General features: G+C 73.6%; 12 protein-coding genes. 5 read left to right on the top strand and 7 right to left on the bottom strand.

Annotation, left to right across the window (positions count from 1 at the left end; genetic code table 11):
- Nucleotides 1-21: 21 nt before the first annotated feature.
- Genes ACFYUY_RS14710 through ACFYUY_RS14695 form a run of 4 tightly spaced genes read right to left on the bottom strand, consistent with a single transcriptional unit; the run spans nt 22 to nt 4,758 of the window.
- Nucleotides 22-1,164: an FAD-dependent monooxygenase gene (locus ACFYUY_RS14710; protein ID WP_360217347.1), complete on the bottom strand. Its 1,143-nt coding sequence runs from the start codon at nt 1,162-1,164 to the stop codon at nt 22-24.
- Nucleotides 1,161-2,120 (bottom strand): aromatase/cyclase, encoded by a 960-nt coding sequence (locus ACFYUY_RS14705; RefSeq protein ID WP_360217350.1) that lies wholly within the window; start codon nt 2,118-2,120, stop codon nt 1,161-1,163. The genes ACFYUY_RS14710 and ACFYUY_RS14705 overlap by 4 nt, the downstream gene beginning before the upstream one ends.
- A 17-nt stretch (nt 2,121-2,137) precedes the next feature.
- Nucleotides 2,138-3,673 (bottom strand): FAD-dependent monooxygenase, encoded by a 1,536-nt coding sequence (locus ACFYUY_RS14700; RefSeq protein ID WP_360217353.1) that lies wholly within the window; start codon nt 3,671-3,673, stop codon nt 2,138-2,140.
- A 56-nt stretch (nt 3,674-3,729) separates the two neighbouring features.
- The gene (locus ACFYUY_RS14695) at nt 3,730-4,758 is read right to left on the bottom strand and encodes a methyltransferase (RefSeq protein ID WP_360217356.1); all 1,029 of its coding nucleotides are present in this window, start codon (nt 4,756-4,758) and stop codon (nt 3,730-3,732) included.
- Nucleotides 4,759-4,975: 217 nt separating this feature from the next.
- Between ACFYUY_RS14695 and fabG the strand changes: the two genes are divergently transcribed.
- Nucleotides 4,976-5,758, top strand: coding sequence for a 3-oxoacyl-ACP reductase FabG (gene fabG / locus ACFYUY_RS14690; RefSeq protein ID WP_360217359.1), 783 nt, complete (start codon nt 4,976-4,978; stop codon nt 5,756-5,758).
- Nucleotides 5,759-5,791: 33 nt separating this feature from the next.
- The gene (locus ACFYUY_RS14685; RefSeq protein WP_360217362.1) at nt 5,792-6,409 is read left to right on the top strand and encodes a DsbA family protein; all 618 of its coding nucleotides are present in this window, start codon (nt 5,792-5,794) and stop codon (nt 6,407-6,409) included.
- Nucleotides 6,410-6,418: 9 nt separating this feature from the next.
- Here ACFYUY_RS14685 and ACFYUY_RS14680 read toward each other — a convergent pair whose 3' ends face one another.
- The 3 genes from ACFYUY_RS14680 to ACFYUY_RS14670 all read right to left on the bottom strand — a co-directional run bounded on the left by ACFYUY_RS14680 (nt 6,419) and on the right by ACFYUY_RS14670 (nt 8,420).
- On the bottom strand, nt 6,419-7,297 hold the full coding sequence (locus ACFYUY_RS14680) for an NmrA/HSCARG family protein (RefSeq protein WP_360217365.1): 879 nt from the start codon (nt 7,295-7,297) through the stop codon (nt 6,419-6,421).
- A gap of 90 nt (nt 7,298-7,387) precedes the next feature.
- Nucleotides 7,388-7,657, bottom strand: a complete 270-nt coding sequence (locus tag ACFYUY_RS14675) for an acyl carrier protein (protein ID WP_360217368.1) — start codon at nt 7,655-7,657, stop codon at nt 7,388-7,390.
- A gap of 34 nt (nt 7,658-7,691) precedes the next feature.
- Nucleotides 7,692-8,420: an SDR family oxidoreductase gene (locus tag ACFYUY_RS14670; RefSeq protein ID WP_360217371.1), complete on the bottom strand. Its 729-nt coding sequence runs from the start codon at nt 8,418-8,420 to the stop codon at nt 7,692-7,694.
- 301 nt (nt 8,421-8,721) lie between these two features.
- On the opposite strand from ACFYUY_RS14670, the gene ACFYUY_RS14665 reads away from it, so the two are divergent.
- The 3 genes from ACFYUY_RS14665 to hemG all read left to right on the top strand — a co-directional run bounded on the left by ACFYUY_RS14665 (nt 8,722) and on the right by hemG (nt 13,331).
- Entirely contained in the window at nt 8,722-10,209 is a 1,488-nt protein-coding gene (locus ACFYUY_RS14665; RefSeq protein ID WP_387900738.1) for an FAD-dependent monooxygenase, read from the top strand.
- A 32-nt stretch (nt 10,210-10,241) separates the two neighbouring features.
- The gene (locus tag ACFYUY_RS14660) at nt 10,242-11,705 is read left to right on the top strand and encodes an FAD-dependent monooxygenase (protein ID WP_387900736.1); all 1,464 of its coding nucleotides are present in this window, start codon (nt 10,242-10,244) and stop codon (nt 11,703-11,705) included.
- A gap of 147 nt (nt 11,706-11,852) precedes the next feature.
- Nucleotides 11,853-13,331: a protoporphyrinogen oxidase gene (hemG, locus tag ACFYUY_RS14655; RefSeq protein ID WP_360217379.1), complete on the top strand. Its 1,479-nt coding sequence runs from the start codon at nt 11,853-11,855 to the stop codon at nt 13,329-13,331.
- Nucleotides 13,332-13,565 lie beyond the last annotated feature (234 nt).

Below are 13,565 nucleotides of genomic sequence, written 5' to 3'. Positions count from 1 at the left end.
TTCTTCACAACCGGTCGTTCCTCACGGGCGGGCGTCGAGATTGCTCGCCGTCGCCGTCAGGTGGGCGCGGACCTGCTCCAGGCCGATCAGTTCGGCGAGGACCGCGCGCAGCGGCTCGGCCTCCGGGCCGCCGAACATCAGGTGTTCCTGGGCCGCGACGTGGTCGAGGACGCGCGCCGCGACGGGGCGCCGCTCGTCCTGGTAGGTGTCGAGGAGTCCGGGGGCGGCCGTGCCGTGCACCGTCGCGGCGAGCTTGCGGCCCAGGTCGACGGCGTCCTGGAGGCCGAGGTTGAGCGCCTGGCCGCCGACCGGCGGGTGCCAGTGGGCGGCGTCGCCGGCCAGCAGCACCCGGCCGCGCCGGTAGGCGTCGGCCAGGCCCTTCGCGGTGTCGAAGGCGTCCAGCCAGATCGGGGTGCCCCCGGAGACGTCCTCGCCGGTCACCCGTGCCCAGGCCCGGACGACCTCGTCGAACCCGGGCGCGCCGCGCCGCCCGGTCACGGCGTCGCCGAACGCGTGCACCATCACCCGGGTGACGCCGCCGCGGGTGGACGCCACCGCGAAGCCCCCGGGGAGCCGTTCGAAGCGGCGGTCGCGGATCCGCAGGCCGGTGAGGTCGGCCCGGAGCAGTTCCCTGGTCGCCGCCGTCTCCGTCACCGGGAAGCCGGCCAGCCGGCGCACCGTGCTGCCGGAGCCGTCGCAGCCGACCAGGTACCGCGCCGTGATCCGCCGCGGGCCGTCGGGGCCCGCGGCCTCGCAGCGCACGTGGTCCGGTGCGGCGGTGAGGCCGGTCAGTTCGTGCCCGCGCAGGACGGTGGCGCCCAGTTCGACCGCGCGGGCGCCCAGGGCGGCCTCGGTGCGGTACTGCGGCACCTTCCAGTTGCCCCCGAAGGGGCTGTCCACGGGCGACAGTTCGAAGCCCAGCCCGCCGAAGTGCGTCCGCGGCTCGTGCGCGGCCTCGGCGAGCAGCGCGCCGAAGCCCCGCTCGTGGAGCAACTCCGCCGTACGCGTGGTCAGTTGACTGGCCCGCGACTCGGTCATCGGGGTGGTCAGCCGCTCCAGGACGACCACCGGGACGTCGGCCCGCCGCAGCTCGCAGGCGAGCAGCAGCCCGACGGGGCCGGCGCCGACCACGACGACCGGCGCGGCCCCCCGGGACGGGTTCACGACTCGGCGCGCCCGCTGCGGACACCCTCGGCGTGGGCCTTGGCGAGGCCCAGGGTGGCCAGGCTGTTGGTGCTCAGCGCGGTGCGGACGAACTCCTGCGCGGTCCGCACCGTCGCCTCCGGACCGAGCACCGCGGCGATGTTCTCGGTGTTGATCCGCACGGTGTGCCGCGAGGTCACCGACACCCCGCCGCCGGCCCGCTCCTCGATGAGCCAGCGCCCGGTGTGCAGCGTCATCAGCGCGGGCAGGACGACCTGCTTGTAGACGATCGCGGTGGACGGCCGGCAGACCCGGACGGAGCGGGTGGTGTGGGTGCTGCCGTCCTTGGTGCGGGTGTCCATCTCCAGGATCTGGAGCCCCGGCTCGTCCTCCTCCAGCGACACCCGGGCGACGTGCGGCAGCCGCTCCTGCCAGAGCTGCGCCTCGTTCAGGAAGTCGTAGACGTCCTTGCCGTGGCCGTCGACGGTCACGGTGTCGTCGAAGGTGATCAGCTCGTCGGGGCCGGACGCCTCGGCGCTCGACTTCAGCGCCCGGAGCTCCGAGGCGCTGTTGCGGTCGACGGCCTCGCTGATCCAGTCGAGGTCGGCCGGGTCGTCGGTGGCCGCGTAGAAGTCGTGCAGCAGGCGCACCCGGCAGGAGCTCCCGGAGACGGGCTCCACCACCCAGGCGCCGCCCATGGCGCCGACCGGGTGCTGCGAACGGACCTGGCGGAACGCCACGCTCATCCGCTCCGGGTCGTGCAGGCGGCTGGAGGTCCAGGTCTTCGCGGCGCCGTTCGCCGTCGCCCAGAGCCGGATCAGCTCGGTGTCGCCGTCCTTCTCGACCACCTCGGCGTGCACGGTCGGGGGGAAGATCTCCGGCCACCGGGTGACGTCCGCGATCAGGGCGTACACCAGTTCGGCGGGGGCGGAGACGTTGATCTCGTGCTCGGTCTCACGGACCGCGTTCTCGGTCACGTTGGTTCTCCTCTCGGTTACGAGGCCCGTAGGCCCTGTCTCGGACCCGGGGCGTGTCCGCCGGACGGGCCCTGCCGGGCCTCGCCGAACCAGCGCCGCAGCGCGGCGTCGAGACCGCCCCCGTCCGGCGCCGTCCAGGCGATGTAGCCGTCGGGGCGGACGAGCACCGACTCCGTCGCGGCGCCGCCCTCCTCCGGTCCGGCGGGGAACTCCCGCACCCGGACCAGGTCGACGCGGTCGGACCAGCCGGCGGCGGTGCGGGCGGTCTCCCCCGAGGCGTCGGCGGTGATCAGGACGCCCCGGGCCGGGTGCAGCAGCCGCGCGGCCCGCACGGAGCCGCCGTCGGCGAGCTCCAGCTCGCGGTCGGCCAGCCGGCCGCCGAGCAGCGGGTGCGCCGCCGCCCCGGGCGCCGGCCCGCCGACCGGGTAGCCGATGTCGAGGCCGCTCACCATGCCGGACAGGTGCCGGGCCGCGGCCGGGATCGTCACCAGCTCGGCCATGACGGCGCGCAGCGGCTCGACCGACCGGCCGGCGAGGTTGAGGACGCCCTGGGCCAGGGTGTTGCGCAGCAGCCGCGCGCCCACCGGGTGGCGTTCGGCGTGGTAGGTGTCGAGCAGGCCCTCCGGGGCCCGCCCGCGGACCGTCGCCGCCAGCTTCCAGCCCAGGTTGAAGGCGTCCTGCACGCCGACGCTCAACCCCTGGCCGCCGGCGGGGAGGTGGATGTGTGCGGCGTCGCCGGCCAGCAGCACCCGGCCGCGCCGGTACTCGGTGGCCTGGCGGGTGGCGTCGGTGAAGCTGCTCACCCAGCGCGTCTCGCCGTGGTGGATCGAGTCGCCGGTCAACCGCTGCCAGGCGTCCGCGACCTGGGTGAACGTCACCTCGCGGCCGCGGTCGGGCGGCGTCCCGTTCTCGCAGACGATGATGCGGGTGTAGCCCTGTTCCAGCGGCGCCGACATCACCATGCCGTTCGGCAGCAGCTCGCCGATCATGCGCGGTTTGATGTCGCAGCCCCGGACGTCCGCCAGGTACATCGCGCGGGTGGCGTCGGAGCCGGCGAACTCGAAGCCGGCCAGCCGCCGGACGGTGCTCCGCCCGCCGTCGCAGCCCACCAGGAAGCGGGCCGAGTACTCCCGCTCGCCCTCCGGCCCCCGCACGGTCGCGGTGACGCCGTCCCCGCCCTCGGTCAGCCCGGTGAACCCGTGGCCCCGGCGCAGGGACACGCCCAGCTCCAGCGCCCGGCCCTCGAGCATCTCCTCGACCTTGTACTGGGGGGCGCCGCGGACGCCGAAGTGCGACCCCTCCAGCACCCCGAAGTCGATCGGGATGCCGCCGAAGTGCCCCTGGCGGGTGGTGGTGATGTTCTCCAGCCGCTCCAGGATCCCGCGCTGGTGGAACATCTCGGTGGCGCGCGCGGTGAACCCGATGCCGCGCGACTCCCAGCTCCGCTCGGCCCGCTGCTCGAAGACGATGACGTCGGCGCCGCCGAGGCGGAGCTCGGCCGCGAGCGTCAGTCCCGCGGGACCTGCCCCGATAACAATGACATCGGTATCCATGTTTTCTTGTCCTGAGCCTCGACTTCTGCGATGGGGGACCGGCTCACCTGCCGGGATCAGGCCGGGATCGCCTCGATGATCGAGATCGGCGCGGTGGTCGGGACGGCCCGGGTGAGCGTGAAGCCGGCCTTCGCGAACAGCTCGGAGTACTGCTCCAGCGTGCGGTCCTGGGCGCCGAGCATCAGCATCAGCCAGAGGTCGATGGAGTGGCCGAGGTGGTGCTCGTTGTTCTCCGGGAGCACGTACTCGACGACCAGCAGCTTGCCGCCGGGGGCCATCGCCTCGCGGGCGTTGCGCAGCGCGGTGACGGCGTCGGCCTCGCTGAAGTCGTGGATGATGTGCTTGAACAGGTAGGCGTCGCCGCCGGTCGGCAGCGCGTCCAGGTGGCCGCCGTGCGCGATCGTCAGGCGGTCGGCGACACCGGCCGCCTCGAAGAACGCCGGCGAGTCGACGGTCGCGGCCTCGGAGTCGTACAGCACGCCCTTGACGTCCGGCGACTGCTGCAGGATGCCCGCCAGGAGGCCGCCGCGGCCGGCGACGACGTCCACCACGGTGCCGAACTGCGAGAAGTCGTAGGCGGCCAGGATCGGGTCGGTCTCCGACTCCGAGAGGCGGCCGAACGCGTTGAAGAAGACGCCCGCGTACTCGGGGGTCGCGTGGAAGAACTCCAGCGCGTTCATGCCGCGCAGCTTCGGCAGGTTGGGCTCGCCGGTCTCCACGGCGGTGAAGAGGTGGCCCCACTCCTCCCACAGCAGGGGGTGGCTCATCAGCAGCGCGAAGCCGCGCATCGAGTCGGTCGCGTCCTCGCGGAGCTTCTCGGACAGCGGCGTCTGCTCGTAGCGGCCGTCCGGGCGGACGGCGAACACCCCGTGGCCGGCCAGCGCGCGCAGGATGCGGTGGGTGGACTTGGCGTCGGCACCGGCCCGCTTGGCGATCTCCTCGACGGCCAGCGGCCCCTCGGCGAGGATGTCCGCGACGCCGAGCCGGGCGGCGACGGAGATCGCCTGGGTGATCACCGCGCCCTGGATCAGGTCGAGCAGCGAGTAGGAGTCCGACTGATCACGGACCTCGGGCGATGCGGACATGGCTTTCCCTTCAGAGCGCCTTTTTCGTGGATTACCCGACGATAGGTCGGCGCTTATCAGGGCCGCAACCCGGCATTATGGGAATTGACTGTCGAACGTTCAACTGAAGAATTGAGGCAGTTGAACGCGATGACCTCGACCACCCCTCGACCGGGAATCCGGCCCATCTTGTCAGCTTGTTCCGACCCCGCACACACCCCGAAAAGGAGCAGGCGGAATGGCTGACAACGGACAGCAGGTAGCACTGATCACCGGCGGTACCAGCGGAATAGGCCTGGCGGTCGCCGAGACCCTGGCGGGCCAGGGATTCCGGGTCTTCCTCTGCTCACGGAACCCCGAGAGCGTCCGGGCGACGGTCGAGAAGCTGCGCGCGGACGGCCACCGGGCCGACGGTCTGGCCGCCGACGTCCGCAAGCCGGAGGACGTCGCCCGGCTCGTGGACGCCGCCGTGGAGCGGTACGGGCGGGTGGACGTCCTGGTCAACAACGCCGGCCGCAGCGGCGGCGGCGCGACCGCGGAGATCGCCGACGAGCTCTGGTACGACGTGATCGACACCAACCTGAACAGCGTCTTCCTGGTGACCAGGGCCGTGCTCAAGTCGGGCGTGGTCGAACGCGGTTGGGGCCGGATCATCAACATCGCCTCGACCGGCGGCAAGCAGGGCGTGGTGCTCGGCGCCCCCTACTCGGCCTCCAAGCACGGCGTCGTCGGCTTCACCAAGGCGCTCGGCCTAGAGCTGGCGAAGACGGGCGTGACCGTCAACGCCGTCTGCCCCGGCTACGTGGAGACCCCGATGGCGCGGCGCGTCCGCGAGGGCTACGCCGCCCACTTCGAGACCACCGAGGACGCCATCCTGGAGCGCTTCCAGGCGAAGATCCCGCTCGGCCGCTACTCCACCGCCGAGGAGGTGGCCGGCCTGGTCTCCTACCTGGTGTCCGACGTGGCGGCGCCGGTGACCGCGCAGGCGATCAACGTCTGCGGCGGCCTCGGAAACTACTGACCGCGACCGACCGAGACCCCCGAGGAGCCGACCTTGCCGCACGACGAACAGATCCCGGTGGACTTCTGGTTCGACCCGACCTGTCCCTGGGCGTGGCTGACCTCCCGCTGGATCCTGGAGGTCGCACGGCACCGGCCCCTCGACGTCCGGTGGCACCTGATGAGCCTGACCGTGCTCAACGAGGGGCGGACCGACCTGCCCGAACGCTGGCACCGGGACCTCGCGCTGCGGATGGAACCGGTGCGGGTCTGCGCCGCCGCCGCCCGGAAGCACGGCCCGGAGGTGCTGGGCCGGCTGTACACCGAGCTCGGCACCCGGTTCCACCTCGGGAGGGCCCCCAAGGAGCGGTCCACCTACGAGGCGGCGCTGGCGGCGGCGGGGCTCGATCCCGCCCTGGCCGACGCGGCCGGATCCGACGTGTTCGACGGCGCGGTGCGCGCCTCGCACGACGACGGGATCGGCCGCGTCGGCACCGACGTGGGCACTCCGGTCCTCGCGGTGGGGGACGTGGCGTTCTTCGGCCCGGTGGTGACGCCGACCCCGCGCGGCGAGGCGGCCGTGCGGCTCTGGGACGGCGTCCTGGCCGTGGCCGGGACCGACGGGTTCTTCGAACTCAAGCGCACCCGCACCCGCGATCCGATCTTCACCTGAACCCCGCCGTCAGCCCCGGGAGGCGGCCAGCGGGGAGGTCCAGTTGTCGCCCAGCCAGGTCTCCAGGGAGACCAGGTCCGGCCGGATCCGGCGCAGTTCGGGCAGGTCGGCCCGGTAGCCGTCGCGCTCGAACCAGTCGAACATGTTGGCGAGGTCCTCGCGGGCCGCGCGCAGCGGCTCGATGGGCAGCTGCTGGAAGCGGGTCGGCACGCCGGACACCGCCTGGAACGCCGCCGCCATCTGCGGACCGGTCAGCTCCTCGCCGGCGATCTCGACCACCCGGCCGAGCCACGCCTGCGGGTCGTCGAAGGCGTCCGCGGCGAAGGCGCCGATGTCGCTGGTCGCGATCAGCTGCACCGGGGTCTCCGGATCCAGCCACATGGCCAGCACCAGCTCGCCCGCCACCGGGCGCGGGGCGATGTCGAGGAGGATGTCGTGGAACATGACCGGCCGCAGCACGGTCGTCGGCAGGTCCAGCGTCCGCAGGTACTGCTCCACCTCCAGCTTGCTCTCGAAGTGCGGGACCCTGGTGTCCCGGTCCGCACCGCCCACCGAGCTGTAGACGAAGTGCCGCACGCCGGCGCGGACCGCGGCGTCGGCCACCGCCCGGCCCTGGCGCACCTCGGCCTCGCAGCCGCCCGGGCCCCGGAAGGTCTGGACGCTGAACACCCCGTGCACGCCGCGCATCGCCTCGAACAGCGACTCCCCGTCGTCCAGGTCGCCGCGGACCAGGACGGCGCCAGCCTCGGCGAGCGCGCGCGCCTGCGCCTTCTCCGGGTCGCGGACCAGGGCGTGCACGGTGCGTCCGCGGCGCAGCAGCTCACGGGCCACCGCCCCGCCCTGCCGACCGGTACCGCCCAGCACCAGAATCGTTTCTTCTACCGCCACTGTCTGTCTCCGTGTCTCGTGCCCCCCGGGTCCCCGCCCGGTCCGGCGCTCGGTTGTGATGACCGCGAACGGCCGCGACCCCGCGCGGGATCAGGCCGCCGACATGACCTTCAGCTGCAACAGCGAGTTGACGTAGTCGACGAGGTCCCGGGCCGTGTCGACGTCGCCGACCTCGTCCTCGAAGAGCGCTATGCCGAACTCCCGCTCGATCCGGCTGTGCGTCTCGAGCAGGGCCAGCGAGTCGTACCCCAGCTCCTCGAAGGTGCGGTCGGGCGCCTCCTCGAGCGGCAACGCGTCCTCGGCCTCGCCCGCGCACTGGCGCATGATGGTCTGGAGGTCACTGATCGTGATCTGGAGCAAAGCCGTTCCTCTTTCTGGTTGGGGACGTTCCGCGCTACCACGGAATGGATCCGTCGTCCGCCAGGCACTCGCCCGACGGGCCGGCCTCGTCCAGCAGGGCGAGCCGGACCGCGATCACCGCTCCCTCGGCGGGCGTCCGGTGACCTCGGTGGTGGTTGATGTCGGTGGCCACCACTCCGGGGAGGGCGGCGTTGACCTTGATCGGGGTCCCGCGCAGCTCCTTGGCGTACGCGACCGTCACCGCGTTCAGCGCGGTCTTCGAGGACTGGTAGGCGATCATGTTGACGCCCGCCAGCGGGGACCCCGGGTTCGAGTTCAGGGTCAGCGACCCGACGTGGCTGGACAGGTTGACGATGCGCCCGGCCGCGGAACGGCGCAGCAGCGGGAGCATCGCGTTGGTCACGGTGACCACGCCGAAGACGTTGGTCTCGTAGACCTCCCGCAGGTCGTCGGCGGTCGCCTCGCTGGGCGCCCCGGTGAAGCCGCCCGCGACCCCGGCGTTGTTCACCAGGACGTCCAGGCGGCCGTACCGCCGCTCCACCTCCCGGGCCGCCCCCTCCACCGAGTCGCGGTCCGTCACGTCGATCCGCAGCGGCACCGCCGTGACGCCGTCGGCGGCCAGCGCGTCGGCGGCCTGCTTGCCGAGCAGCTCGTCCCGCGCGCCGACGAGGACGACCACCCCCTGCTCACCGAGCTGCCGCGCGATGGCGAATCCGATGCCCTTGTTGGCACCGGTGATGAGCGCGATCTTCTCGACCGGCACGTCTCTTCCTTTCGTGTGGGGCGTTCCGGGCCCGGCGCGCCGCCGCACCGGAGCCGGGGCCACGGAACGCGCGAGACCGGGCGGCCCGCATTCGAGGGCCGAATTGCTCACGCATTCACATTGCTGGTCCGCAATTGCCGGGTGCACCTCCGACATTGCCGTGCCCGATTTCCCGTTCAAACGCGCTGAATCCACAGTCGAACGTTCGACTGCTGCGTGCGCATTCAACTCATTGCAGTCGAACACCGCACTGGGTAGCTTCACCATGGCCAACTATTGCCACAGCGCAGAGGGCCTGAATATGAAAACAGCTGACGTCATCGTGGTCGGTGCCGGGCCGGTCGGCCTGCTGCTGGCCGGAGAACTCCGTCTCGGCGGGGTGAACGTCGTCGTCTACGACAAGCTTTCCGCCCCCACCGACGAGTCCCGCGCGCTCGGCTTCAACCGGCGCGCCGCCGAATCGCTCGGGCAGCGCGGGCTGCTCCCCCGGCTGGGCGAGTTCCGGTGGGGCCCGATGGGGCACTTCGGCGGGGTCCGCTTCGACCTCGACATGCTCGACGAGGACCACAGCGGCGTGCTCGGCCTGTCCCAGGTCAGGACCGAGACGGCACTGGCCGGTTGGCTGGCCGACCTGGGCGTCCCGGTGCGCCGCGGCCGCGAGGTGACCGGACTGCGCGAGGAGGCCGACGGCGTCGTGGTCTCCTTCGAGGGCCCCGACGGCCCCGGCGAGGAGACCGCCGGCTACCTGGTCGGCTGCGACGGCGCGGGCAGCACCGTCCGCGCGCTCGCCGGCATCCCGGCCACCGAGTGGGCCGCCACCCGGGGGATGTACACCGCGGAGATCACCGGCGTGGCCCTGCGCCCGCGGCCGATCGGCGAGCGGCTCCCCGGCGGCAGCATGGTGGTCTGCACCCCGCTGGGCCCCGGCCGCTTCCGCGTCGTCATCCACGACCTGTCGCTTCCCGCCCGCCCCGAACCGGGTGCGCTCACCTTCGCCGAGGTCGCCGACGCCTGGCAGCGGCTCACCGGGGAGTCCATCCACGAGGCGCAGCCCCAGTGGCTCTGGGCCTGCGGCAACTCCGCCGCGCTGGCCGAGGAGTTCCGGCGCGGCCGGGTGCTGCTGGCCGGCGACGCCGCGCACGAGATCCCGCCGCTGGCCGCCTGGGGCCTCAGCGCCGGCCTACAGGACGCCGCGAACCTCGGCTGGAAGCTCGCCGCCACGATCGCCGGCCGGGCCCCGGAAGGCCTGCTCGACACCTACCACGCCGAACGCCACGCGGTCGGGCGGGAGTTGGTCCGCAACGCCCAGGCGGCGCAGAAGATCTACCTCGGCGAGGCCGCGATGGAGCCGATCCGCGAGGTGATGGGCGAGCTGCTGGCCCACCGGGACGCCGCCGAGCAGATCGCCGGCATCGTGAGCGGCCTCGGCATCCGCTACGAGCTCGGCAAGGGCGACCACCCGCTGCTCGGCCGGCGCCTGGCGCCCGAGCGGGAGCTCACGCTGGCCGACGGCACCCGCACCCGCGTCGCCGACCTGCTGCACACCGGGCACGGCCTGCTGATCACCACCGGCCAGGACGACGGGGCCGCCGCGCACGCCACCGGCCGCACCTGCCTCGACCTCGTCACCGGCACCTGGACCACCACCCCCGACGAGCCCCTCGACACCGTCCTGGTCCGCCCCGACGGCTACGTCGCCTGGACCGCCCCCGGCAGCGACGACGACCTCACCGCCGCCCTCGACCGCTGGTTCGGCCCCGCCCGCGACCCCCGCACCGCCGGCCGGTGACCGGCCGCATCGATCCGAAGAGGAGCGAACACATGACCAGGGACGTGATCGTCGTCGGCGCGGGCCCGGTCGGGCTGATGACCGCCGGCGAGCTCAGGCTGCGCGGCGTGGACGTCGTCGTCTACGAGCGGCTGGCGGCCCCGACCAGGGAGTCCCGCGGCGCGAGCTTCACCAGGCGCACCGCCGAGTGCTTCGACCAGCGCGGTCTGCTGGGCCGGCTCGGCGCCACCGAACCCGCCGACAGCCACTTCGGCGGGGTGCCGATCGACCTGCGCGGGCTCGCCGAGGACCACCACGGGCACCGCGGGATCTCCCAGTTCCGCACCGAGCGGATGCTCGAGGAGTGGGTCTTCGAGCTGGGCGTGCCGATCCTGCGCGGCCACCGGGTTACCGGCCTCCGGGAGACCGACGGGGGCGTCGCGGTGGCCTTCGAGGGCCCCGACGGGCCCGGCGAGGACACCGCCGGGTACCTGGTCGGCTGCGACGGCGGGCGCAGCACCGTCCGCAAGCTGGCCGGGATCGACTTCCCCGGCACCGAGGGCGTCCGCGGCTTCTTCAGCGCCGACGTCACCGGCATCGACACCCGCAAGCGGCGCATCGGCGAGGACCTGCCGGGCGGCAGCATGGTGATGGCGATGGACCTGGAGAACGGCGTCACCCGGATCGTCGTGCACGAGGCCGGCACTCCGCCGCGCGACCGCGACTCCCTCGTCTTCTCCGACCTCGCCGACTCCTGGCAGCGGCTCACCGGCGAGTCCATCCACCACGGCGAGTGCCGCTGGATCAGCTGCTTCACCGACGCCTCCCGGGCCGCCGCGCAGTACCGGCGCGGCCGGGTGTTCCTGGCCGGCGACAGCGCGCACATCCAGCCCCCGGCGATGGCGCAGGGCCTCAGCGTGGGCGTCCAAGACGCGGTGAACCTCGGCTGGAAGCTCGCCGCCACGATCGCCGGCCGGGCCCCGGAGGGCCTGCTCGACACCTACCACGCCGAACGCCACGCGGTCGGCGAGCAGTTGGCGCGCAACGCCCGGGCGGCGATCGAACTGCGGCTCACCGGCGCGGACATGGACCCGGTCCGCGGCATCATGTCCGAGCTGGTCGCCCACCGGGACACCGCCGAGTACCTGGCCGGGATGCTCAGCAACCTCGGCATCCGCTACGAGCTCGGCAAGGGCGACCACCCGCTGCTCGGCCGGCGCCTGGCGCCCGGCCGCGAGCTCACCCTGGCCGACGGCACCCGCACCCGCGTCGCCGACCTGCTGCACACCGGGCACGGCCTGCTGATCACCACCGGCCAGGACGACGGGGCCGCCGCGCACGCCACCGGCCGCACCTGCCTCGACCTCGTCACCGGCACCTGGACCACCACCCCCGACGAGCCCCTCGACACCGTCCTGGTCCGCCCCGACGGCTACGTCGCCTGGACCGCCCCCGGCAGCGACGACGAGCTCACCGCCGCCCTCGACCGCTGGTTCGGCCCCGCAGCACGGGACTGACGCACCGCCAGAAAGCACCGCCGAGGGTCCAGGAACCCTCGACCGGGGGTCCAGAGCCCCCGGCCACATTGCCAAGAAACCGTCCCGGCGCCGGCCGTCGGCGCCGGGACGGCTCTACGACACCGTAACCACGAAGGAGCTGGTGGAATGGCTGGCAGCGAACGGGACCAGGTGAACGGAAAGCCCCACGTGGTCATCATCGGGGGTGGTATCTCGGGCCTGGCGGCGGCGTTCTATCTGCGCAACGAGCCGGTCCGGGTGACCGTCCTGGAGGGCTCGGACCGGATCGGCGGCAAGCTGCTGGTATCCGAGGTGGCGGGTGTCGCGGTCGACGAGGGCGCCGAGTCGCTGTACGCCAACCGCGTCAAGACCACCGGGCTGATCAAGGACGTCGGCCTCGGCGAGCAGATCATGTCGGCGGGCGTCACCGCCTCGGCGATCTGGACCAGGGGCGACATCCGCAACCAGCCCGACCGTCAGTTCATGGGCGTGCCCTGCGACATGGACGACCTCGCCAAGTCCGGCGTGCTGTCCGCGGCGGGCGTCGACCGCGCCCGGCAGGACCTCGCCCTGCCCTCGTTCGACCGGGACGGCGACGTCTCGGTCGCGTCCTACGTCGGCGGCCGGCTCGGCCAGGAGGTCGTCGACCGCCTCGTCGACCCGTTCCTCGCCGGCGTCTTCTCCGGCCGCGCCGAGGACCTGTCGTTCGAGGCCACGCTGACCCCGCTGGCCAAGGCGTCCGGACGGCACGCCTCGCTCGCCGACGCGGCCGGCTCGCTCGTCCCGGAGCTCGCGCCGGGCGAGAAGCCGCCGCCGGTGAGCGTCGCCAAGCTGGCGGGCGGCTTCGGCAGCCTGCCCGCCGCGCTGGTGCGCGAGGTGCTGGCCGTCGCCCCGGACACCACGGTGCGCACCGGCGCCCCGGTCCGCGAGCTGGTCCGCGGCACGGACGGCTGGAAGCTGACGGTGGGCCCGGCCGGCGACCCGGAGCTGATCGAGGCGGACGCCGTCGTCGTCGCCGTGCCGGCCGGCCCCGCGGGCAGCCTGCTCGCCGGGGTCTCCGGGACGTCGGCGGCGGTCTCCGCGCTCACCGAGGTCCCGTACTCGAGCGTCGCCGTGGTCACCCTGGCCTACCCCCGCGCGGCGTTCCCCGGCGGGCTCTCCGGCCGCGGCTACTCGGCCTACCGGGTGCCGGCGGTGGAGGGCAGGGCGGTCAAGGAGGTCACCTTCACGACCGTGAAGTGGCCGCACCTGGCCGGCGAGGTGGAGATCGTCCGCTGCTCCTTCGGGCGCTTCGGCGAGGACCACCTGCTGCAGCGCGACGACGCCGACCTGGTCGCCGTCGCCGCGGCCGAGCTGGCCGAGGCCACCGGCGTCACCGGAGCCCCGGTGGCGTCCCGGGTGAGCCGCTGGGCCGACGCCCTGCCGCAGTACACCGTCGGCCACCTGGACCGCGTGCAGCGGATCCGGGACACCGTCGCGGCCCAGCCCGGGCTCGCCGTCTGCGGCGCGCTGTACGACGGCGTGGGCGTCGGCGTCTGCATGACCACCGCGCGCAAGGCCGCCGACCAGGTCGCCGGCTGGCTGCGGAAGGACGCCGCCGAGCGCTCCGTCGCGGTCGGGGTCTGAGCGGTCTCGCCCGGAACGGTCCGCCGTTCCGGGCGACGGCCTGCCCGGTGTCCCCGGGAGCCGGCACCCCGCCCCCGCCCGACGAGGACGGCGGCGCGGCGGCACCCGCCCGGAGAACGAGAAGTGGGGGGGGGGGGGGCGCGCCGGCCCCCCCCCCCCGGGCCGGGGGGGGGGGGGCGGCCCGGCCCCGGCCGGGCGGCGGCGCGGCGCGCCCCGCCGAGGGGGGGCGGCGCG

Origin of the sequence: Kitasatospora sp. NPDC004745, from assembly GCF_042873275.1 — a bacterium.
Taxonomy (GTDB): Bacteria; Actinomycetota; Actinomycetes; order Streptomycetales; family Streptomycetaceae; genus Kitasatospora.
Note: the sequence above shows the minus strand (reverse complement) of the source record. Positions and strands in the feature narration are given on the sequence as shown.